At 60.9% G+C, this 22110-nt stretch carries 16 protein-coding genes; all 16 read left to right on the top strand.

Annotation, left to right across the window (positions count from 1 at the left end; genetic code table 11):
- Positions 1–73 precede the first annotated feature (73 nt).
- The 16 genes from M0814_RS19585 to M0814_RS19510 all read left to right on the top strand — a co-directional run bounded on the left by M0814_RS19585 (position 74) and on the right by M0814_RS19510 (position 22110).
- Positions 74–1636 carry a sigma-54-dependent phenylalanine hydroxylase transcriptional regulator PhhR gene (locus M0814_RS19585; protein WP_027613959.1) on the top strand — a complete coding sequence of 521 codons (1563 nt, stop codon included), beginning with the start codon at positions 74–76 and terminating at the stop codon, positions 1634–1636.
- A gap of 374 nt (positions 1637–2010) precedes the next feature.
- Positions 2011–2751, top strand: coding sequence for a flagellar basal body rod protein FlgF (locus M0814_RS19580; protein ID WP_007965507.1), 741 nt, complete (start codon positions 2011–2013; stop codon positions 2749–2751).
- Between the two features lie 45 nt (positions 2752–2796).
- Positions 2797–3582, top strand: a complete 786-nt coding sequence (gene flgG / locus M0814_RS19575) for a flagellar basal-body rod protein FlgG (protein ID WP_003222804.1) — start codon at positions 2797–2799, stop codon at positions 3580–3582.
- Between the two features lie 52 nt (positions 3583–3634).
- Complete coding sequence (gene flgH / locus M0814_RS19570) at positions 3635–4330, top strand: flagellar basal body L-ring protein FlgH (RefSeq protein WP_003222806.1); 696 nt, start codon at positions 3635–3637, stop codon at positions 4328–4330.
- Between the two features lie 27 nt (positions 4331–4357).
- Positions 4358–5446, top strand: coding sequence for a flagellar basal body P-ring protein FlgI (locus tag M0814_RS19565; RefSeq protein ID WP_080593281.1), 1089 nt, complete (start codon positions 4358–4360; stop codon positions 5444–5446).
- Positions 5447–5457: 11 nt separating this feature from the next.
- Positions 5458–6741, top strand: a complete 1284-nt coding sequence (gene flgJ, locus M0814_RS19560; RefSeq protein WP_103483899.1) for a flagellar assembly peptidoglycan hydrolase FlgJ — start codon at positions 5458–5460, stop codon at positions 6739–6741.
- Positions 6742–6765: 24 nt separating this feature from the next.
- On the top strand, positions 6766–8811 hold the full coding sequence (flgK, locus tag M0814_RS19555) for a flagellar hook-associated protein FlgK (RefSeq protein ID WP_103483900.1): 2046 nt from the start codon (positions 6766–6768) through the stop codon (positions 8809–8811).
- A gap of 13 nt (positions 8812–8824) precedes the next feature.
- The gene (locus M0814_RS19550) at positions 8825–10393 is read left to right on the top strand and encodes a flagellar hook-associated protein 3 (protein ID WP_103483901.1); all 1569 of its coding nucleotides are present in this window, start codon (positions 8825–8827) and stop codon (positions 10391–10393) included.
- Between the two features lie 110 nt (positions 10394–10503).
- Complete coding sequence (locus tag M0814_RS19545; RefSeq protein ID WP_103483902.1) at positions 10504–14097, top strand: glycosyltransferase; 3594 nt, start codon at positions 10504–10506, stop codon at positions 14095–14097.
- Positions 14098–14333: 236 nt separating this feature from the next.
- On the top strand, positions 14334–16322 hold the full coding sequence (locus tag M0814_RS19540) for a calcium-binding protein (protein ID WP_103483903.1): 1989 nt from the start codon (positions 14334–14336) through the stop codon (positions 16320–16322).
- A gap of 255 nt (positions 16323–16577) precedes the next feature.
- Positions 16578–17351: a glucose-1-phosphate cytidylyltransferase gene (gene rfbF / locus M0814_RS19535; protein ID WP_103483904.1), complete on the top strand. Its 774-nt coding sequence runs from the start codon at positions 16578–16580 to the stop codon at positions 17349–17351.
- On the top strand, positions 17333–18415 hold the full coding sequence (gene rfbG / locus M0814_RS19530; protein ID WP_083366619.1) for a CDP-glucose 4,6-dehydratase: 1083 nt from the start codon (positions 17333–17335) through the stop codon (positions 18413–18415). Before rfbF ends, rfbG begins: the two co-directional genes overlap by 19 nt.
- Positions 18412–18972 carry a dTDP-4-dehydrorhamnose 3,5-epimerase gene (gene rfbC / locus M0814_RS19525; protein WP_103483905.1) on the top strand — a complete coding sequence of 187 codons (561 nt, stop codon included), beginning with the start codon at positions 18412–18414 and terminating at the stop codon, positions 18970–18972. Before rfbG ends, rfbC begins: the two co-directional genes overlap by 4 nt.
- Positions 18969–20195: a class I SAM-dependent methyltransferase gene (locus M0814_RS19520; protein ID WP_103483906.1), complete on the top strand. Its 1227-nt coding sequence runs from the start codon at positions 18969–18971 to the stop codon at positions 20193–20195. Before rfbC ends, M0814_RS19520 begins: the two co-directional genes overlap by 4 nt.
- Positions 20192–21043: an NAD(P)-dependent oxidoreductase gene (locus M0814_RS19515; protein WP_103483907.1), complete on the top strand. Its 852-nt coding sequence runs from the start codon at positions 20192–20194 to the stop codon at positions 21041–21043. Before M0814_RS19520 ends, M0814_RS19515 begins: the two co-directional genes overlap by 4 nt.
- The gene (locus tag M0814_RS19510) at positions 21040–22110 is read left to right on the top strand and encodes a class I SAM-dependent methyltransferase (RefSeq protein ID WP_103483908.1); all 1071 of its coding nucleotides are present in this window, start codon (positions 21040–21042) and stop codon (positions 22108–22110) included. The genes M0814_RS19515 and M0814_RS19510 overlap by 4 nt, the downstream gene beginning before the upstream one ends.

Below are 22110 nucleotides of genomic sequence, written 5' to 3'. Positions count from 1 at the left end.
ACACCGTCTTCGCGAGCAAGCCCGCTCCCACAGGGATTGTGTTCAACCCCTCATCCTTGTCGGGCCTCTTTTTATGCGTATCAAAGTCCACTGCCAAAACCGCATCGGCATCCTGCGCGACATCCTCAACCTGCTGGTGGAGTACGGGATCAACGTTGCACGCGGCGAGGTCGGCGGCGAGCATGGCAACGCGATCTATCTGCACTGCCCGAACCTGATCAACATCCAGTTCCAGGCGCTGCGGCCAAAGTTCGAGGCGATTGCCGGGGTGTTTGGGGTCAAGCGCGTCGGGCTGATGCCCAGTGAGCGTCGGCACATGGAATTGAACGCGTTGCTCGGCGCGCTGGAATTCCCGGTGCTATCGATCGACATGGGCGGCTCGATCGTCGCCGCCAACCGCGCGGCGGCGCAGTTGCTCGGGGTGCGGGTGGATGAGGTGCCGGGGATTCCGCTGTCGCGCTATGCCGAGGATTTCGACCTGCCGGAACTGGTGCGTGCCAACAAATCGCGAATCAACGGCATGCGGGTCAAGGTCAAGGGCGACATCTTCCTCGCCGACATCGCGCCGCTGCAATCGGAGCATGACGACAGTGAAGCCATGGCCGGTGCGGTGCTGACCTTGCACCGCGCCGACCGCGTTGGTGAGCGCATCTATAACGTGCGCAAGCAGGAGCTGCGCGGCTTCGACAGTATCTTCCAGAGCTCGAAAGTGATGGCCGCTGTCGTGCGTGAGGCGCGGCGCATGGCGCCGCTGGATGCGCCGCTATTGATAGAAGGCGAAACCGGCACCGGTAAAGAGTTGCTGGCCCGCGCCTGTCACCTCGCCAGCCCGCGCGGGCAGTCGCCGCTGATGGCGCTCAATTGCGCCGGGCTGCCGGAGTCGATGGCCGAGACCGAGCTGTTCGGCTATGGCCCCGGCGCGTTCGAAGGTGCGCGCGCCGAAGGCAAGCTCGGCCTGTTGGAGCTGACGGCGGGCGGTACGCTGTTCCTCGATGGCGTCGGGGAAATGAGCCCGCGCTTGCAGGTGAAGTTGCTGCGCTTTCTGCAGGACGGCTGCTTCCGCCGGGTCGGCAGCGACGAAGAGGTGTATCTGGACGTGCGAGTGATCTGCGCGACCCAGGTCGACTTGTCCGAGCTATGCGCCCGTGGCGAGTTTCGTCAGGATCTGTATCACCGCTTGAACGTGCTGTCGCTGCATATCCCGCCGCTGCGCGAATGCCTCGACGGTCTGACCCCGTTGGTCGAGCACTTCCTCGATCAGGCCAGTCGGCAGATCGGCTGTTCGCTGCCGAAACTGGCGCCGGCGGCGATGGATCGGCTCAGTCATTACCACTGGCCGGGCAACGTGCGGCAGCTGGAAAACGTGCTGTTTCAGGCGGTTTCGCTGTGCGAGGGTGGCACGGTCAAGGTCGAACACATTCGCCTGCCGGATTACGGCGTGCGTCAGCCGCTTGGCGATTTCTCGCTGGAGGGCGGGCTGGACGAGATCGTCGGACGCTTCGAGAAAGCGGTGCTCGAGCGCCTGTATTCCGAACACCCGAGCAGTCGGCAGCTGGGTAAGCGGTTGGGGGTTTCGCATACGACTATTGCCAACAAGCTGCGTGAGTATGAAGTCGGTAAAGACCCCGAGAGTTGACAGCAACACTGTGGTGAGAAGAGCTTTTGTGGTGAGGGGATTTATCCCCGATGGGTGGCGAAGCCGCCCCGATACCGATGAACGCGATTCACCTGATCCATCGCATTGGATGGTTTTGGGGCTGCTGCGCAGCCCATCGGGGATAAATCCCCTCACCACAGGTTTTATTTCCATCTGCAACAATCGGGATTGCCGCCAAGCGGCATAACACCGCCGGTTTTTCGACTTCGATACATTTCCAATTTCCCCGCAACCCCCCTCAAGTCCTTTGTTTACCGGGCCGCAAGCCGCCAGAAAAAAGTTGGTCTGCAAATTGCTTATGGCTCAGCAGTACAGCGGTGGGCGGCAAACGTCCGGCATGCAGAGGAAAGAGTGTGGACAAGTACCTTTATGTGGCAATGACCGGCGCCAGTCAGAACGCACTGGCGCAAAAGGCGCATGCCAACAACCTGGCGAACATCTCCACCAATGGTTTTCAGCGCGACCTGGAGCAGGCGCGTTCGATGCCGGTGTTCGGTGACAGCTTTCCGGCGCGTGCGTTTGCCATGAGCGAGCGGCCCGCCACCGACTTCACCGCCGGTTCGCTGGTGCAGACCGGGCGTGACCTTGACGTCGCCGTGACCGGCAACGGTTTCATTGCCGTGCAGAACCCCAACGGCGGCGAAAGCTACGTGCGCACCGGCAGCCTGAACATCGACGCCCTCGGCGTATTGCGCGCCGGCAACGGCATGCCGGTATTGGGCAACGGCGGTCCGATCGCCGTGCCGCCGGAGCAGCAGGTGGAGGTCGGTGAAGACGGCACCATCAGTATTCGTGCGATGGGCGAAGGCCCGCGCGTCATGGCGGAAGTCGACCGGATCAAACTGGTCAACCCGGACATCAAGAACCTCAACAAGGGCCTCGATGGCTCGATCTACACCAAGGACGGCCAGCCTGCGCCGGCCGATGCCAACGTCAAACTGGTGTCGGGTTTCCTTGAGTCGAGCAACGTCAATGCCGTGGAAGAAATGACCTCGGTGCTGGCCCTGGCCAAGCAGTTCGAGTTGCACGTCAAGATGATGAACACCGCCAAAGACGACGACCAGGCCATGGCTCGGGTCTTGCAGATCAGCTAATTATCAGAACGTCGCGCCGTAAAACAGGCGCACGAGGAGAATCGAATGCTTCCGGCTCTATGGGTTGCCAAAACCGGTCTGTCCGCCCAGGACACCAACCTGACCACCATTTCCAACAACCTGGCGAACGTCTCGACCACGGGTTTCAAACGTGACCGTGCCGAATTCCAGGACCTGCTGTATCAGATCAAGCGTCAGCCAGGCGCCCAGTCGACCCAGGACAGCGAACTGCCGTCGGGTCTGCAACTGGGTACCGGTGTGCGCATCGTCGGCACGCAGAAAAACTTCACCGCCGGCAGCCTGCAAACCACCGAGCAGCCGCTGGACATGGCCATCGACGGTCGCGGTTTCTTCCAGATCCTGCAGCCGGACGGCACCACGTCCTACACCCGTGACGGTACTTTCCACCTCGACTCCAACGGCCAGATCGTCAACGCCAGCGGTTTCGCCCTGGAGCCGGCCATCGTCATCCCGAATAACGCGCAGAGCTTCACCGTCGGCACCGACGGCACCGTGTCGATCACAGTGCCAGGCAACCCGGCTGCTCAGGTGATCGGCAACCTGCAAACCGCCGACTTCATCAACCCGGCCGGTCTGCAAGCAGTGGGCAACAACCTGTTCCTCGAAACCGCTGCTTCTGGCGCGCCGCAAATCGGCACCCCGGGCCTGAACGGTTTCGGTACCACGCTGCAGAACACCCTGGAAGGTTCCAACGTCAGCACCGTTGAAGAGATGGTCAACATGATCACCACTCAGCGCGCTTACGAGATGAACTCCAAGGTGATCTCCACCGCCGACCAGATGCTCTCGTTCGTAACGCAGAATCTGTAATCAGTCTATGAGGCGGCCATGAGGCCGCCTGCAACACCGTGAGGTAAGGGTCATGAAACGCTTCGTATCTGTTCTGGCATTGGGTGGGGTCGTCTCGCTCGCGGGCTGCGTCGCTCCGCCGCCAAAGCCCAATGACCCTTACTATGCCCCGGTATTGCCGCGTACGCCGTTGCCGGCTGCAGCCAACAACGGCTCGATCTATCAGGCCGGCTTCGAGCAGAACCTGTACAGCGACCGCAAGGCGTTCCGGGTCGGTGACATCATCACCATCACCCTGAACGAGAAGACCCAGGCCAGCAAGAACGCCAACTCCCAAGTGGCCAAGAACAGCAAGACCGGCATCGGCCTGACCTCGCTGTTCGGCGGCAGTGGCACCACCAACAACCCGTTGGGTGGCAATGACCTGAGTCTGGATGTCGGGTACAGCGGCGACCGTTCAACCAAGGGTGACAGCAAGGCGGCGCAGGGCAACACCCTGACCGGTTCGATCACCGTGACCGTGGCCGACGTGCTGCCCAACGGCATCATCGCCGTGCGCGGCGAGAAGTGGATGACCCTCAACACCGGCGACGAGCTGGTGCGGATCGCCGGTCTCGTGCGTGCCGATGACATCGCCACCGACAACACCGTGTCGTCGACCCGTGTCGCCGATGCGCGCATCACCTACTCGGGCACCGGTTCGTTTGCCGATGCGAGTCAGCCAGGCTGGTTCGACCGTTTCTTCCTCAGCCCGCTGTTCCCTTTCTAGGTGGCGACTTTGAACTTCAAACACCTGATGCTGGCTGCGGCATTGATGTCCGCAGCCTTTGGTGCCCACGCCGAGCGGCTGAAAGATATCGCCAGCATTTCCGGCGTGCGCTCCAACCAATTGATCGGTTACGGCCTGGTGGTCGGGCTTAACGGCACCGGCGACCAGACGACGCAAACCCCGTTCACCCTGCAGACCTTCAACAACATGCTCTCGCAGTTCGGCATCAAGGTGCCGCCGGGATCGGGCAACGTGCAGTTGAAAAACGTCGCGGCGGTGTCGGTGAGTGCCGATCTGCCGGCGTTCGCCAAACCGGGGCAGCAGGTCGACATCACCGTGTCTTCGATCGGTAACTCCAAGAGCCTGCGCGGCGGCACCCTGTTGCTGACCCCGCTCAAGGGTATCGACGGCAACGTCTACGCCATCGCTCAGGGCAACCTGGTGGTCGGCGGTTTCGATGCTGAAGGTCGTGACGGTTCGAAGATCACCGTCAACGTTCCGTCGGCCGGTCGCATCCCGGGCGGTGCGTCGGTGGAGCGTTCGGTGCCGAGCGGTTTCAACCAGGGCAACAGCCTGACGCTGAACCTCAACCGTTCCGACTTCACCACCGCCAAGCGCATCGTCGACAAGATCAACGACATGCTCGGCCCTGGCGTGGCGCAAGCCATCGATGGCGGTTCGATTCGTGTGACGGCGCCGCTCGATCCGAGCCAGCGCGTCGACTACCTGTCGATCCTCGAAAACCTCGAAGTCGACCCGGGTCAGGCGGTGGCGAAAGTCATCATCAACTCGCGTACCGGCACCATCGTCATCGGCCAGAACGTGAAAGTCTCTCCGGCCGCCGTGACCCACGGCAGCCTGACCGTGACCATCACCGAAGACCCGATCGTCAGCCAGCCGGGCCCATTGTCCAATGGGCAGACGGCCGTTGTGCCGCGCTCGCGGGTCAACGCCCAGCAAGAAGCCAAGCCGATGTTCAAATTCGGCCCGGGTACCACCCTCGACGAAATCGTGCGTGCGGTAAACCAGGTTGGCGCGGCACCGGGTGACCTGATGGCAATCCTTGAAGCACTGAAGCAGGCCGGCGCGTTGCAAGCCGACCTGATCGTGATCTGAGGACGGCGACCATGGATATGCGCAAAGGCAGTCTGGCGGGCACTGGCGATTCGGGTTCGTACTCCGACCTCAATCGTCTGAACCAGCTCAAGGTCGGCGACAAGAACAGCGATGCGAACATGCGCAAAGTGGCGCAGGAATTCGAATCGCTGTTCCTCGGCGAAATGCTCAAGTCGATGCGTTCGGCCACTGAGGCGTTGGGTAAAGACAACCCGATGAACACCCCGGCGGCCAAGCAATATCAGGAAATGTACGACCAGCAACTGGCGGTGTCGCTGTCCCGTGAGGGCGGTGGTATCGGTCTGGCCGACGTGCTGATGAAGCAGATGTCGAAGAACAAGCCAATGGCGCCGGGTGAGGCTGCGGCCGCGTCCGCTGCCAAGCAGGAAGCGGCGAAAGCCGCTGCGGTGCAGACGCCGATTGCTGCCGGCACCACCGGCACCGGCCCGCTGTCACGGCTCAATGGCGAGCGCCCGTTGTGGGCCTCGCGTTCGTTGCATGCGCCGAACACTCAATTGGCCCACGCCAATGACATGGAAATGATCAACAAGCGTCGTCTGGCACTGCCGCCGAAACTGGCTGATCGTTTGCTTGCCGGTCTGGTGCCTTCCGCTACGCCGACTGCCGCCAATGCGTTGCCGCAACGCACCGCGACCACGGCCGCCACCGGCGCCGGCCCGCTGTACAACGGCGACTGGCTGAGCCGTGCCGAAGACGCCAAGGCGTCCGGCGGGCAGATGCAGATTTACGGCCGGGCAATGGCGCAGATTCCGCTGGCGCCGGCCAAGCGCGCCTTCAGCTCCGCCGACGAATTCGTCAACACCATGCTGCCGATGGCCAAAGAAGCCGCCGCGCGTATCGGTGTCGATCCGCGCTATCTGGTGGCGCAAGCCGCACTGGAAACCGGTTGGGGCAAATCGGTCATGCGCGCCCAGGATGGCAGCAGCAGTCACAACCTGTTCGGGATCAAGGCCAGCAGCAACTGGACCGGCGATTCGGCCCGGGCAATCACCAGCGAGTTCCGCAACGGGCAGATGGTCAAGGAGACGGCGCAGTTCCGTTCCTATGCCTCGTACAAGGACAGTTTCCACGATCTGGTGACTTTGCTGCAGACCAACAATCGCTATCAAGATGTGGTGAAGTCGGCCGATAACCCAGAACAGTTTGTACGCGAGTTGCAAAAGGCCGGTTACGCGACCGACCCGAACTACGCGACGAAGATTTCGCAGATAGCCAAGCAGATGAACAGTTTTGAAAACTACGCTGCGGCGGGCGTTTCCACCCAGCCTTTTTAAGGCACAAGGTATAAGGTCTGAACCATGAGTTTGCTCAATATCGGGATGTCGGGTCTGGCGTCGAGCCAGGCCTCTTTGGCTACGACAGGCAACAACATTGCCAACGTCGACACCGCCGGTTATTCACGCCAGCAAACCGTGCAGGGCACCAAGGCCTCGCAGCAGTACGGCACCGTTTTCATCGGCACGGGCACAACCCTGGCTGACGTGCGCCGGGTCTACAACTCCTACCTGGAATCGCAATTGCACACCGCGACTTCGCTCAACAGCGAAGCGGCGTCGTACCTGGCCCAGGCCACGCCCCTGGACGCCACGTTGTCCGACACCAACACCGGCCTGACCGGCGTGTTGCAGAAGTTCTTCACCTCGATGCAGGGCGTCGCGACGTCGGCGACCGATGACACCTCCCGTCAGTCGGTGCTGACCGGCGCACAGGCGCTGACCAGTCGCTTCAACACCATCGCCAAACAGCTGAACGACCAGAACACCAGCATCAACGGCAGCCTGGGCGACATGACGGCCCAGGTGAACAAACTGGCGACCTCGATTGCCAATCTGAACCAGAAGATCGGTGAGATTTCCACCAGTGGCGGTGCCCCGAACGATCTGCTCGACAGCCGTAACGAAGCCGTGCGTCAGCTGTCCGAGCTGACCGGTGCGCAGGTCGTCGAGCGCGGTACCAGCTTCGACGTGTACATCGGCAGTGGTCAGCCACTGGTGATCGGCAACACCACCAACACCCTGAGCACCGTGCCAAGCAAAGACGATCCGTCGCGCATGGCGATCCAGATGGACCGCGGTTCGAGCACCATTGACGTCACTTCGGCGATGACCGGTGGCGAAATCGGTGGCCTGCTGACCTATCGCAGCGACGTCCTCGACCCTTCGCTCAATGAGCTGGGGCGTGTAGCGCTGGTCGTCGCCGATCAGATCAACAGCCAGCAAGCCCAGGGCATCGACAAGAACGGTGACTTCGGCGCAGCACTGTTCAACAACATCAACAGTGCCGCGCTGGTCAGTCAGCGCAGCATCGCGCAGTCGGGCAACAGCGCAGGCTCGGGCAACCTCGATGTGACCATCAAGGACACCGGCAAGCTGACCACCAGCGATTATCAGGTCACCTTCACCAGCGCCACCGACTACTCGGTCAAACGCTCCGACGGTACCGACCTCGGTTCGTTCAGCACCACCACCAACCCGCCTCCGGTGATCGACGGCTTCAGCCTGTCGCTCAATGGCGGTGCGCTGAGCGCCGGTGACACCTTCAAGGTGACCCCGACCCGTAACGCGGCGGCGAGCATCCAGACGGTGCTTACCGATCCGAAGAAAATCGCCGCCGCCGGCCCATTGACCGGCTCGGCTAGCGCCAACGGCCTGGGCACTTACACCCAGCCGACGCTCAGCGACAAGATTGATATCTACAACCCGACTGCCCAGGCCGACATGCAGGCGGCGCTGAAGAATTCGACGCCGGTCAAACTGGTGTTCGGTGACGCGAGCGGCGGCAGCCAGTCGTACAACCTGGTCGATGCCAAGGGCGCGACCATCGGCACTGGCACCATCGTTCCCGGCCAATCGAACACGCTTAACCTGAAAGTGGGCATCGTCGACGCCAGCGGCAACCCGGTGATGGACACCACTGTCACGCCGAACGTGCAGAAAACCTTCACCGTACAGACCACGGTCGGTGGCACGCCGAAGTCCGGCGAAACCTTCACCATGAACCTAACCGGTGCCGCCTCGTCCGACAACCGCAACGCGCAAGCGCTGGTGGCTCTGCAAACCAAGCAAACCGTCGACACCGGTTCGGCGAGCAAGGGCATCAGCCTCACCGACGCCTACAACAAGCTGGTGACCAACGTCGGTACCAAAGCGGCGCAAGGCAAATCCGACGCCACGGCCACTTCGCAGATTCTGGATCAGGCCCAGGGCGCACGCGATTCGCTGTCCGGGGTCAACCTGGATGAAGAAACCGGCAACCTGGTCAAATACCAGCAGTACTACACCGCCTCGTCGCAGATCATCAAGGCGGCGCAGGAAACATTCTCTACGTTGATCAACAGCCTTTAAGGAGTCGTAATTCATGCGCCTTTCCACCGCCCAGTATTACGGCACCCAAGCGGCTGACTATCAGCGTAACTTCAACAAGGCCGTTGCCACCGCGAGCGAGGCCAGCAGCCTGCAGCGCATCAACACTGCAGCTGATGATCCGATCGGTGCCGGTCGTTTGCTGCAACTGGGCCAGCAGGCGGCGATGCTGGATCAGTACAACACCAATATCAGCAGCACCAAGAGCGGGTTGTCCGTACAGGAAACCACGCTGGACTCCATCACCACGGCACTGCAACGCGCCAAGGAATTGTCTCTGGCCGCCAACAACGGCACGGCCACCGACAAGGATCGCCAGGCCTACGCTCAGGAGCTGGGACAGATTCAGCAAACAGTGCTGGGCCTGATGAACTCCAAGGATGCCAACGGCAACTACCTGTTCTCCGGTTCGAAGACCGACACCGCGCCGTACTCGCAGAATGCCGACGGCACCTTTTCTTACAACGGTGACCAGACCACCATCAACCTGGGCATCGGCGACGGCATGACCGTCGGCACCAACACCACGGGTTGGGATGCTTTCCAGCAGACCATCAATACCGGTCGCACCAGCACCACCATGACTGCTCCGGCGGTGGATGACGGTCGTGTGGTGCTGTCCAACGGTACGGTTGGCACCGCAGCCACCTATGACGCCAAGTTCACCGCTGGCCAGCCTTACACCGTCAGCTTCGTCAGCAGTACTCAGCTGAAAATCACCGATGCCCTGGGCAACGACGTTACCGCCGAGGCCAGCAAGAACGGTGTTGTCAGCAACAGCAGCGGCGCCAACCAGACGGTCAGCTTCCGTGGTGTCGACATGAAGCTGAACATTAACCTGAAGGCGGGTGACACTAACCCTGACGCGGTCATTGCCGGGCACAGTTTCCAGTTGGCTTCCACGCCTGACTCGTTCACCACCACGCGCAGTCCGGGCAACCCGTCTACCGCGGTGATCACCGGTTCCAGCATCACCGACCAGGCGGCGTATAACAATGCCTTCCCGCAAGGTGGCGCGGTCCTCAAGTTCACCAGCGCCACGGCGTTCGATCTGTACGCTGCACCTGTTACCGCTGACAGCAAGCCTGTGTCGTCCGGCACGGTGGCCGGGGGCAACGCAACCGCTGCTGGTGTGACCTTCGCGTTAGGCAGCGCACCGGCAGCGGGTGATCAGTTCTCGATCCAGCCGAACAATCATCAGACCCAGAATATCCTCGACACCCTGGGCCAGATGATCACTGCGATGAACACGCCAATCGATGGCGATGACGTGGCCAAGCAGAAATTCCAGGGCGCGATGGAGGCCGGTCTTGGCAACATCGACAGCGCTAATAATCAGATTGGTGCTGCGGTTACTGCAATCGGTGCGCGTGGTCAGTCGCTGGATATGCAAACCGTGACCAACCAGAGCCTGAGCACCGCGAACACTACGACCCAGGGTTCGATTCGCGACTCGGATCCGGCCGAAGTCATGACCCGCCTGACGTTGCAGCAAACCATGCTGCAGGCAGCGCAACTGGCCTTCAGCAAAATCAGCCAGTTGGGTCTGTTCAACAAGATCTGATGGTCAACGGGTGTGCAAACACCCGTTTTGCCGTGTCCCCTTAGTTAATGTTTTTTGCGGTTTTCAGGGCTCGCTTTCAGGAGCGGGCTCGTACCGCCTGTGAGCCCGCCGTGAATTCACTCCCTCTCGTCAGTATTGCCATTCCCGCCTTCAGTCCACGTTTCTTCGAACGGGCATTGCGCAGTGCCGTCGGTCAGAGCTACGGCAATCTCGAAATCATTGTGTGTGATGACAGTCGCGGCAACGAGATCGAAGACATCGTTGCCAAGGTGGTCGAGGGCACGGGTTTTGCCGTGAGCTACGTGCGCAATCCACGCACGTTGGGCATGGTCGGCAACCTGAAGGTCTGCCTCGATCAGGCGCAGGGTGAGTTCATCAAGTTTCTGTGTGACGACGATCTTCTCTATTCCACCTGTGTCGAACAACAAGCCCATGAACTGTTGCGCGACGAAGTCAGTCTGGTAGTGGCCCAGCGACTTCTGTGGGATGCGGGCGAAATCATCCTGCCTTCGCGTCTGGAAAATACTTCGTTGACACCTTTCAGCGGCTTGCTCAAGGGCGATGATCTGCTGGGGATATTCGAAAAATTCCCGGTCAACGTTCTGGGCGGGTTCAGTAGCGCCTTGTTCCGCCGTGCGGATGTTGTGGAGCTCTTGCCGGCGCTGACCCAGGAAGGTTACTGCTTTGTCGCAACCCTGGATTTCGCGTTGTACGTCTGCCTGCTGCGGCGCGGCAATCTTGCGCTGTCCAACAATGTGCTCAGCGTCGAGCGACTTTACGCAGAGCGCTTGAGCGCACAACAACCCATGAAGGATGCGGTAGAGGTTGAGCGCGAATGGATTTCGCAAATGCTCAAGGCCCGCAGCGGCGAGGCGGCACCTGCATCCGGATGGGTTCGCTACGTCCAGTTGACCAAGGCCGATGAGTCGCCGCGAGTCTGGGAGGAGCTGCCTTTGAGCCGTACTCTCGGTACCAAACAGAGCCGTCAGGAGTGGAGTGTCGGCGCCGACAGTTTCAGTTTCACCGAACTCTATGCGCAGTGGCTGGCGTGTCGGGTGCTCACCGACGAGCAGCGAAAATATCTGCCGGAAACGATTTCCAACTGGCCGCATCAGCCCCGGATCGTGCCGGTCATCATTGATGGTCGGGGCAACCGTAACGGTCTCGAACGCACGTTGGAGGCGCTCGGTGCTCAGGATTACCCGCCAGAATTGATTCTGGTGCTATCGGAGTCCTGTGCCGAAGCCGAGCTGGACGGGCGCGTATTTCGCATGCCGTTGCAAGGGGACGGTCTGGAGCAGATCAATGCGTTGCTGCCGCAGCTGGAAGGCGCCGACTGGTTCTACCTGTTGCAGGCCGGTGATTGTCTGGTAGCGCCAGCGCTGTTGATAATGGCAGAGCGGATCGCGCACTCGAACACTTTCACCTGCCTGTACAGCGATGAGGGCAGTTTGCGCGGTGGTGAGTCGGTAGAGCCGGCTTTCAAACCGGATTTCAACATCGATCTCATGCGCAGCTACCCTTACGTCGGGCGTGCTCTGGCGTTCAAGCGCGAGCGTTTTCTTGAGCTGGGCGGGTTTGAGCCGGACTTTGCCGAGCTGGCAGCGCATGACGTGCTGTGGCGCATGGTCGAGAGCGACGGGACGCAGGCTATCGGCCATGTCGCGGAAGTTTTACTGGAGTCCAGGCACGACCTATCCAAATGGCTTGCCGAACCAGGCGTCGTGGAGCAAAACCCACGGGTGCTCGAAGCGCATTTGCAGCGTTTGGAGGTCGCACACGGTATTCGCCGAGGCAGCCGCGAGTTGCTCAATCGTATCGACTATCAACATGCCCGACGCCCGTTGGTGTCGATCATCATTGTGACGCAGGACCAGACAGCCGCTTTGCAGCGCTGTGTCGAGACGCTACTGGAAAAAACTGCTTACACCGAGTACGAATTGCTGTTGGTCGACAACGGCAGCAAAAGCGCTGAAGCACTGGCATGGCTGGAAGGAATGGCGCAGCTGGGCAGCGACCGGATTCGCGTAATCACCTGCTCACAAACGAGTAATTTCGCTGCATTGCACAATTTCTCGGTGGCGCAGGCGCGCGGTGAGTATGTGTTGATGCTCAACTCCTTTGTGGTGATTACCCAGGCTGACTGGCTGGACGAACTGGTCAACCATGCACAGCGCCCGGAAGTGGGTGTGGTCGGAGCCAAACTGTTCAACCCGGACGGTTGCGTGTTGCATGCCGGCCTGATTCTTGGCTTGCAAGGGCCGGTCGGTCTTCCGTTTTACGGTCAGCCTGCACAGTCCGACGGCTATATGTTCCGTCTGCAAGCGGTGCAAGACCTGAGCGCTGTGGGTGGCGATTGTCTGATGATCCGCAAATCGCTCTTCGAGGCGCTTGGGGGGCTGGATGAGCATGATCTGAAACAAGCGCTCAATGTCGCGGATCTCTGCCTGCGGATCGGTCAGGAAGGCTATCTGGTGGTGTGGAACCCTTACGCCATTCTGGCCATTGGCGAACGGCCAACCAGTGTGGCGACGGAGCAGGAAGAGCAACTGCATGTCCAGGAGCAGGAAGTGTTTTATCGACGTTGGCTGCCGCTCATTGCGCGTGACCCGGCTTATAACGTCAACCTGGCCTTGCAGGGTATCGGAGCGACTTGCTTCAGTCTTGAGCCGGGGCTGCGCACTGGCTGGAGCGCATTCTCCAGAGTGCAGTTGCCCAATGTGCTTGCGGTGCCGATCAATGCCTCGGCGATTGGGCATTACCGCATGAGTCAGCCGTTGATCGAGCTGAAGGCGGCCAACAGAGTAGAGGGGCGCATTTGTTACGGCTTGCCATCGATCATTGATATCGAGCGCCAGACGCCTGACGTTATCGTGCTGCAAGGACGCTACTCGGAACACGCCATCGATGAAATTCCACCACTGAAGAAGTATTTCAATGCGCGGCGAATCTTCGAGCTGGACGACTATGTGATTGACGTTCCACATCGCAACGCGCACATCCGCAACATGCCGAGCAAGCAGGACATGGAGCGTATGGTACGACGTGCTATCGGCCTGTGTGATCGTGTGGTGGTCTCCACTCAGCCGCTCGCCAACGTCCTGTCGGACATGCATCACGATATTCGTGTTGTGCCGAACATGCTGGCCAAAGACATGTGGAGCAACCTTCGCAGCCAGCGCCGTACCTCGAAAAAACCTCGAGTGGGCTGGGGCGGAGGCACCAGTCACCATGGCGATCTGGCGGTCATCGCCGACGTGGTTCGTGAGCTGGCGAATGAAGTCGAATGGGTGTTCTTCGGCATGTGTCCGGATGACCTGCTGCCGTACATGCACGAGTTCCACGGCGTAATCCCCCTCGAGGTGTATCCGGCAAAACTGGCCAGTCTCAACCTGGATCTTGCGTTGGCGCCGCTGGAGTTTCACATCTTTAACGACTGCAAGAGCAACCTGCGTCTGCTGGAATATGGTGCCTGCGGTTACCCTGTGATCTGCACCGACACCGAGGCCTATCGCGGCTACCTGCCGTGCACGCGGATCAAGACCAACACCACCGATGAGTGGCTGCAAGCGATCCGCATGCACCTGGCCGATCCGGATGCTAGCTACCGCATGGGTGATGATTTGCGTGAGGTCGTGTTGCGTGACTACGTGTTGCGTGGCGATAACCTGCGGTATTGGGAGTATGGCTGGCTGGCGGATTGATCGATTCGCGCACGGCCCCATTGCAAAAACAGGCGACTTTCGAGTCGCCTGTTTTTTTTTGCGTGGCGAAAAGTTTTTGTATCAAGCCCGATACTTTTTTGGCGGCGGGCTCAAGCATCGGGATTTTTCTGTCGATACCTTTCCATGCGCTCAATTGGCACGGTCAGCGAAGACCGCCCGGCCAGTGTCTGAGGTGACCGATTTCCGGATTCGACAACAACGCAAGGAAGAAGCAAATGGCAGTAGTAAATGGAACGAGTGAAGCGGATGTCCTGTCGGGCACCGATGGCAATGACGAACTCCATGGACTGGAGTCCGATGATCAACTGCTGGCCAGTGCGGGATCCGACCTGCTCGACGGTGGTGAAGGTTTTGACACGGCGAACTATTACGCAATGGGTTCGGGAGTCAGCGTCGAGTTTGGCACTGGTGCGGCAACGGTCGCAGGGCCTGACGGCAAGGTCGATACGCTGGTGTCGGTGGAGAAGGTGGCCGGCAGTTACCACAACGACACGTTTACCGTTTCGGTGGGCGGGGTGACGCTGGACGGCAGCGGCGGTGATGATCTGTACATCGTCGACGCCGAAGGCGTGACCCTGATTGAAGAAAACTACGGTGGCTACGACGAGCTGCGCACCAGCCTCAACACGGTCAAGATGGACCCGTTTATCGAGAAGCTGACCTTCACGGGCACGGGGGATCTCAAGGTTTACGGCAACGCCAGTGACAACGAGATCATCGCCGGAGCGGGCAATGACTGGCTGTGGGGCGGCGCTGGTGCCGACCACTTTGTCGGTGGCGATGGTTACGATACGGTCAGCTACAGCGACAGTCTCGAGGGCGTGCGCGTCGAAGACTTTACCAACTACGACGGACTGACCATTGCCTACGGCGATACCTTTACCGGTATCGAGGCGATTCAGGGCTCGGGGTTCGATGATGTGATTTATCGCCATCAAGGCTCGATGGTCATCGATGGTGCCGACGGTCATGACACCGTGAATTATCGTTACGCGTTCGATGTGGCCAACGTTGTGATCGGCGGTGGCACCAATGCTGCGGGCGATACGTTGCTTAGCGTGGAAGAAGTCATCGGCTCCACCGGTGCTGACCGCTTCACCGTGAACGCCAGCGGTGTGACGGTCGCAGGCGGTCACGGTGATGACGTTTATGTGATCAACAGCACCGGCGTGACGGTCGAGGAAGACGACGGTTTCATGGGCGGAACCGATCACGTGTTCACCAGCCTTTCGGAACTGAAGCTGAGTGCGTTCGTGGAAAACCTGACCTATACCGGCACTGCCGACTTCACCGGCTACGGTAACGACGAAGCCAACACCATCGTTTCCGGTGCCGGCAATGACGTGTTGCTGGGCGGTGCAGGTGGCGACCGTTTTGAAGGCGGCGCCGGTATCGACATCGTCAGTTACGACGACAGCACTGAAGGCCTGAGCGCCTCTCTGAACTGGGGGCCGCAGAGCGGAATTGCGCTCTACGATATCTACATCGATATCGAAGGTCTGCGCGGCAGTCAGTACAACGATTCGCTGCAAGGCAATTCGGACGACAACATCCTCGAGGGCGGGGCCGGCGACGACCAGATTACCGGTGGCGATGGCAATGACCACATCTATGGCGGCCTGGCATCCGGTCTGGATCAGGCCGGGCAGTCCGACTCCCTGTCGGGCGGCGCGGGGGATGATGTCATCGTCGGTGCCAGCAATGATCTGTTCACCTGGGCCAGTGGCGATGACGGCAACGACACGATCACGCTGGGCCGTGGAATGGCCTTTGGCGGTGAAGGCAACGATGTGCTGACCGCTACGGGCAGCAACTACGTGCTGAACGGTGATGGCGGGAATGATCTGCTGATTCTCAATCTTGCCGGCCAGTCGTCTTCCGGCGGCAGCGCCTATGGCGGCCAGGGTGACGACACTTACGTGGTCAACACCAGCGGCCTGGTGACGATTCAGGATTACGGGCTGGACATCAACGACACCCTGATCCTCAACACCATCACCAACGCCAGCCAGTTGAACGTCACCCGCATCGGCGATGACGCCTACCTGCACAGCGCCAATGACGGCAGCAGCGGTGTGCCGGACAACGGCGTGAAACTGGCGGGATGGTACGCCGGGTTCAACAACATCGAGCACCTGCAGACTGCCGACGGCCAGGTCTACGACCTGCCGGCGACGGTTGATGGGTTCGCCATGTTCGGCTGATCACTCGATCTGTTGATGCACCGCAATGAAAGGGATGAATCCGCTGCTGGATTCATCCCTTTTTTCATGCCTTACGGCGCACCCGACGCAGCGCTCGCGGAGCTGGCGCGTTTCCTGCAAGTCCCCCTCAAATCGCCATAAAACGAGCGCTCGCGGTCATCGCAGCGGCGCCGCAGGCGGCAAAAGGGTTAGCCAGACGGCGCGCATCGCTCAAAAAAGCCATGCGCAGCCCGGTGACGAACGAGAGGGGAGACGATGAAGGCAGTTATTTTGGCGGGTGGCCTCGGCACGCGCATCAGTGAAGAGTCGCACCTCAAGCCCAAGCCGATGATCGAGATCGGCGGCAAGCCAATTCTCTGGCACATCATGAAGCAGTATTCCGCTCACGGAATCCACGACTTCGTGATTTGCCTGGGCTACAAGGGCTATGCGATCAAGGACTTCTTCGCCAACTACTTCCTGCACACCTCCGACGTCACTTTCAACATGCGCGAGAACCGCATGGACGTGCATCAGAATTACAGCGAGCCATGGAGTGTCACCCTGATCGACACCGGCGAGGAAACCATGACCGGAGGCCGTCTGTTGCGTGCCGGTCGTTACCTCAAGGATGAAGAGGCGTTCTGCTTCACCTACGGCGATGGCGTTTCCGACATCAACATCGCTCAGCTCGTCGATTACCACAAAGCGCACGGTCGCCTGGCCACCGTCACCGCGGTGCAGCCGCCGGGACGTTACGGTGCCCTTGAGCGCCAGGGCGATCAGGTGCTGGGTTTCACCGAGAAACCGCGCGGCGACGGTGGCTGGATCAACGGTGGCTTTTTCGTGCTGTCACCCAAAGTCCTGTCCTATATCGCTGGCGATGAAACCACCTGGGAAGCCGAGCCGCTGGCGCGTCTGGCTCAGGAAGAACAGTTGAACGCCTTCGAACACGAAGGCTTCTGGCATCCGATGGACACCCTGCGCGACAAGAACCATCTCGAAGCGCTGTGGCAGAGCGGGGAGGCCCCATGGAAGCAATGGGCCTGAGTGCGGATTTCTGGCGCGGCAAACGTGTGCTGGTCACCGGCCACACCGGTTTCAAGGGCAGTTGGCTGACCCTGTGGCTGCAAAGCCTCGGCGCGCAAGTCAGCGGTTTTTCGCTGGATCCTTCGACCGAACCGAGCCTGTATGAACTGGCGCGGGTTCACGAAGGGATCAACGATCAGCGCGGTGATCTGCGCGATCTCGGCGCGTTGCTGGAGATCATTGCCGACACCGAACCGGAGATCGTCCTGCACCTGGCCGCTCAGCCGCTGGTGCGTGAAGGCTATCGCGATCCGCTGGGGACTTACTCCAGTAACGTCATGGGCACGCTGAACCTGCTCGAAGCGATTCGTCAGGTCGGTTGCGTGCGCGCCTGCGTGCTGGTGACCACCGACAAGGTCTACGCCAACAAGGAATGGCTGTGGCCGTACCGCGAAGACGAAGCCCTCGGCGGGCACGATCCTTACAGCAGCAGCAAGGCCTGCTGCGAACTGTTGGCGCAGTCATACGCGGCGTCGTTCTTCCCGGCTGACAAGTACGCCGAGCACGGTCTGGCCCTGGCCACCGCGCGCGCCGGCAACGTGCTGGGCGGCGGCGACTTCGCCCCGGAGCGCCTGATTCCCGACGTGCTCAAGGCCTGGACTGCCGACGAGCCGGTGACCCTGCGTTACCCGCAAGCGGTGCGCCCGTGGCAGCACGCGCTGGAACCGCTGGCCGGTTACCTGCAACTGGCCGCCGGCCTCTACGAACAAGGCCCGGAGTACGCCGGGGCGTGGAACTTCGGACCCGGCGAGGCCGACATGTGCAGCGTCGGCGAAGTGGTCGAACTGCTCGCCAGTCGCTGGCCGCAGGCACGCGGTTTGCGCATCGAAAAAAGCGAACTGCACGAGGCTGGTCTGTTGCGCCTCGACAGTAGCCGCGCCCGTCAGGTGCTCGGCTGGCAGCCACGCTGGACCTTGCAGCAATGCCTGACCCAGACCCTCGACTGGCATCTGGCGTGGCAGAACGGCGATGACATGCGCGCCGTGACCCTCGGCCAACTGAACCTGTACCGAGGCGCGCTGTGAGCGAGTTTTCCTTGAAACAGTTGCCGCTGGCCGGGTTGTTCAGCGTCCAGCACAAACGCTTCGAAGATCAGCGCGGGCACTTCGCCCGGTTGTTCTGCGAGGGCAGCCTGAGCGCGTTCGGCAGCGAATTTCATATCCGCCAGATCAACCATTCCTGCACCCGCGAGAAGGGCAGTGTGCGCGGTCTGCATTACCAGAACGCCAACGCCCCGGAAGCCAAACTGATCACCTGCCTGCGCGGCGAAGTGTGGGACGTGGCGGTGGATCTGCGCCCTGATTCCGAGACCTTTCTGCACTGGCACGCCGAGCACCTTAAGGCCGGCGACGGTCGCAGCCTGTTGATTCCGGCCGGCTTCGCTCACGGCTTCCAGACCCTGACCGACGATGCGGAACTGCTTTATCTGCACAGCGCCGATTACGCGCCGGAGCACGAGAGCGGTCTGTCGGTGAACGATCCACGGCTGGCGATTGCCTGGCCGTTGCCTGTCAATAATTTGTCAGCGCGTGATTCCAGCCATCCCGCGCTCGATCAACACTTTGCTGGAGTGCGTCTATGAACTGCCGTGGGTGCGCCGCACCGCTGAGCCTGCCGCTGATCGACCTCGGCACCTCGCCACCGTCCAATGCCTACGTGCACGCCGAGCGCCTGGAACAGGCCGAGCAATGGGTGCCGCTGAAGGTTGCCGTTTGCCAGCAATGCTGGCTGGTGCAGACCGAGGACTACACCCGCGCCGACAGCCTGTTCGACGCCGAGTACGCCTACTTCAGTTCGTTCTCCAGCACCTGGTTGGCCCATGCCGAGCGCTATGTCGCCGAGATGGTCGAGCGCTTTGCTCTGAACGCCGACAGCCGTGTGGTCGAAATTGCCGCCAATGACGGCTATCTGCTGCAGTACGTCGCTGCTCGCGGTATCCCGTGCTTGGGTGTCGAACCGACCCGCAGCACCGCGCAAGCGGCGCGGGAAAAAGGTCTGCAGATTCGTGAAGTGTTCTTCGGTCGCGACAGCGCAGCACAGTTGAAAAGCGAAGGCTGGGGCGCCGACCTGATGGCCGCCAACAACGTGCTCGCGCATGTGCCGGACATCAATGATTTCCTCGGTGGTTTCGCCACCCTGCTCAAGCCGACCGGCGTCGCCACTTTTGAATTTCCGCAACTGCTGACGCTGATGGCCGGTGCGCAGTTCGACACGCTGTACCACGAGCACTATTCCTATCTGTCGCTGACCGCGGTGCAGACCCTGTGCGAGCGCAATGGTCTGGAAGTGTTCGATGTCAGTCAGTTGAGCACTCATGGCGGTTCGCTGCGGGTGTTCGTGCAACGCCAGGACGGTGAGCGTCGTGCGGTGCAGCCGGCGGTGCAGCAACAGTTGCAGGCCGAGCTGGATGCCGGGGTGAAAACCCCTGAGTACTACGCGACCCTCGCGCCGGCTGCCGAACGTATCAAGCATGAACTGCTGCGCTTCCTGTTGCAGGCCAAGGCCGACGGCAAGCGTGTGGTCGGTTATGGCGCGGCAGCCAAGGGCAACACCTTGCTCAACTACGCCGGGGTCAAACCCGACCTGCTGGCCTGGGTGGCCGATGCCAACCCGCACAAGCAGGGCAAGTTTCTGCCGGGCAGTCGTATCCCGATTGTCGCGCCGGCGCAGATCGACATCGAAAAACCGGACTACGTGCTGGTGCTGCCGTGGAACCTGCTGCACGAAGTCAGTCAGCAACTGGCGCAGGTGCGTCAGTGGGACGGGCGCTTCGTGATCGCCGTGCCTGAGATGAAAATCCTGTGAACGTCCTGGTAAGCGGGGCCACGGGCTTCGTCGGCCGGCATCTGGTCGCGGCGTTGCTGGCGCGTGGCTGCGACGTTCGCGCGGTGGCGCGCAATTCAGATACGGCTGCGACCATGCCGTGGATCAACGACGTCGAATTCGTCGCGGCGGATATTCACGCGGCGGATCTGGACATTGCGGCGCTCACCGACGGTATCGACGTCCTCGCGCACCTGGCTTGGCCGGGGTTGCCGAACTATCGGGCGCTGTTCCATTTCGAGCACAACCTGATGGCCGACTACCGCTTTATCAAAGGCGCGGTCGAGGCGGGTGTGGCGCAAGTGCTGGTGACCGGCACCTGCTTCGAGTACGGCATGCAAAGCGGCCCGCTCAGTGAGCAGGTCGAGCCGCAACCGAGCAATCCTTACGGTCTGGCCAAACACACGCTGCATCTGTTTTTGCAAAATCTGCAACAGGAAAAACCGTTCGCCTTGCAGTGGGCGCGTCTGTTCTATCTGCATGGCGAAGGGCAGAACCCCAACAGTCTGCTGGCGGCACTGGACCGGGCGATCGATGCCGGGGAGGCGTCGTTCAACATGTCTGGCGGCGAGCAGTTGCGGGACTTTTTGCCGATCGCCAGCGCCGCCGCTTACCTCGCCACGATCGTCCATCAACGCGATTTCAACGGCGTGATCAATTGCGCCAGCGGTCAGCCGGTATCGGTGCGCGCACTGGTTGAACAACGGCTGCGCGAGCGCGGTGCGGCACTGAATCTGAACCTCGGTCATTACCCGTATCCGAGCCATGAACCGATGGCGTTCTGGGCGGTGACCGAGCGTTTGCAACAGCTACTGGGAGAGCCGCAATGAGGCACGAGTTGTATCGGGTCACCGACCTGCCGGTGTTGCAGAACCGCACCTTCGCCGACCCGGAGTCGGCCAAGGCTTCGGCCAGCGCCGACATGCTGCTGGTGCAGGATGAGCGCAGCGGCCTGATCTTCAACGCCGCGTTCGATGCCGACAAGCTCAGCTATGACGCTGACTATCAGAACGAGCAGGCCCATTCGGGCCAGTTCCAGAAGCACCTGAGCGACGTCGAAGGCATCATCGCCAGGCACTTCAAGGGCCAGGAGCTGATCGAAGTCGGCTGCGGCAAGGGCTACTTCCTCGAGCTGCTCAAGGGCCTCGGTTATTCGATCACCGGGATCGATCCGGCCTACGAAGGTGAAAACGCCGACGTGATCAAGGCACCGTTCACCCGTGGCCTCGGCCTGGCGGCGGACGCCATCGTCCTGCGCCATGTGCTGGAACACATCGAAGACCCGGTGAGCTTTCTGGCGGTGATCGCCGAAGCCAATCAGGGCGGGCAGATCTACATCGAAGTGCCGTGCTTCGACTGGATCCTCGAGCACAAGGCCTGGTTCGACCTGTTCTACGAGCACGTCAATTATTTCCGCCTCGATGACCTGCGCCGGATGTTCGGCACCGTGCACGAGGCCGGTCACCTGTTCGGTGGCCAGTACCTGTACATCGTCGCCGACCTGTCGACGTTGCGCCTGACCCCGGAGCAACCGGTGCCACGCCTGTCTCTTCCGGACGGTTTCACGGCGAGCCTTGAGCGCGCGGTGCAGATCATTCAATCCGCACCCGAGCAGGGTTCGGCGATCTGGGGCGCATCGTCCAAAGGCGTGATCTATTCGCTGTTCCTGCAACGCGCGGGTGTCGCGGTGGATCGTGTGGTGGATATCAACCCGGCCAAACAGGGGCGTTATCTGCCGCTGAGCGGCGCGCGAGTGTCCTCGCCGCAAGAGGCGATGGATGCGCTGCCCGAAGGCGCCAACCTGTTTGTGATGAACTCCAATTACCTCGAAGAAATCAAGCGGATGACCGGTGGACGCTACGTCTATCACGCCGTCGATAGCGCTTCGTTCCAGTGA

The sequence above is a fragment of the Pseudomonas sp. MWU12-2020 genome, assembly GCF_023100605.1.
In the GTDB taxonomy this organism is placed as follows: Bacteria; Pseudomonadota; Gammaproteobacteria; order Pseudomonadales; family Pseudomonadaceae; genus Aquipseudomonas; species Aquipseudomonas fluorescens_H.
The sequence above is the reverse complement of the archived record's forward strand: the minus strand, read 5'-3'. Positions and strand labels throughout refer to the sequence as shown.

Coding starts and splice junctions, on each gene's coding strand:
- M0814_RS19585 (WP_027613959.1), top strand. CDS start 74: ATGCGTATCAAAGTCCACTGCCAAAACCGCATCGGCATCCTGCGCGAC.
- flgH (WP_003222806.1), top strand. CDS start 3,635: ATGAAACGCTTCGTATCTGTTCTGGCATTGGGTGGGGTCGTCTCGCTC.
- M0814_RS19510 (WP_103483908.1), top strand. CDS start 21,040: ATGAGGCACGAGTTGTATCGGGTCACCGACCTGCCGGTGTTGCAGAAC.
- M0814_RS19540 (WP_103483903.1), top strand. CDS start 14,334: ATGGCAGTAGTAAATGGAACGAGTGAAGCGGATGTCCTGTCGGGCACC.
- M0814_RS19565 (WP_080593281.1), top strand. CDS start 4,358: ATGCTGGCTGCGGCATTGATGTCCGCAGCCTTTGGTGCCCACGCCGAG.
- M0814_RS19520 (WP_103483906.1), top strand. CDS start 18,969: ATGAACTGCCGTGGGTGCGCCGCACCGCTGAGCCTGCCGCTGATCGAC.
- flgJ (WP_103483899.1), top strand. CDS start 5,458: ATGGATATGCGCAAAGGCAGTCTGGCGGGCACTGGCGATTCGGGTTCG.
- rfbF (WP_103483904.1), top strand. CDS start 16,578: ATGAAGGCAGTTATTTTGGCGGGTGGCCTCGGCACGCGCATCAGTGAA.
- flgK (WP_103483900.1), top strand. CDS start 6,766: ATGAGTTTGCTCAATATCGGGATGTCGGGTCTGGCGTCGAGCCAGGCC.
- rfbG (WP_083366619.1), top strand. CDS start 17,333: ATGGAAGCAATGGGCCTGAGTGCGGATTTCTGGCGCGGCAAACGTGTG.
- flgG (WP_003222804.1), top strand. CDS start 2,797: ATGCTTCCGGCTCTATGGGTTGCCAAAACCGGTCTGTCCGCCCAGGAC.
- M0814_RS19550 (WP_103483901.1), top strand. CDS start 8,825: ATGCGCCTTTCCACCGCCCAGTATTACGGCACCCAAGCGGCTGACTAT.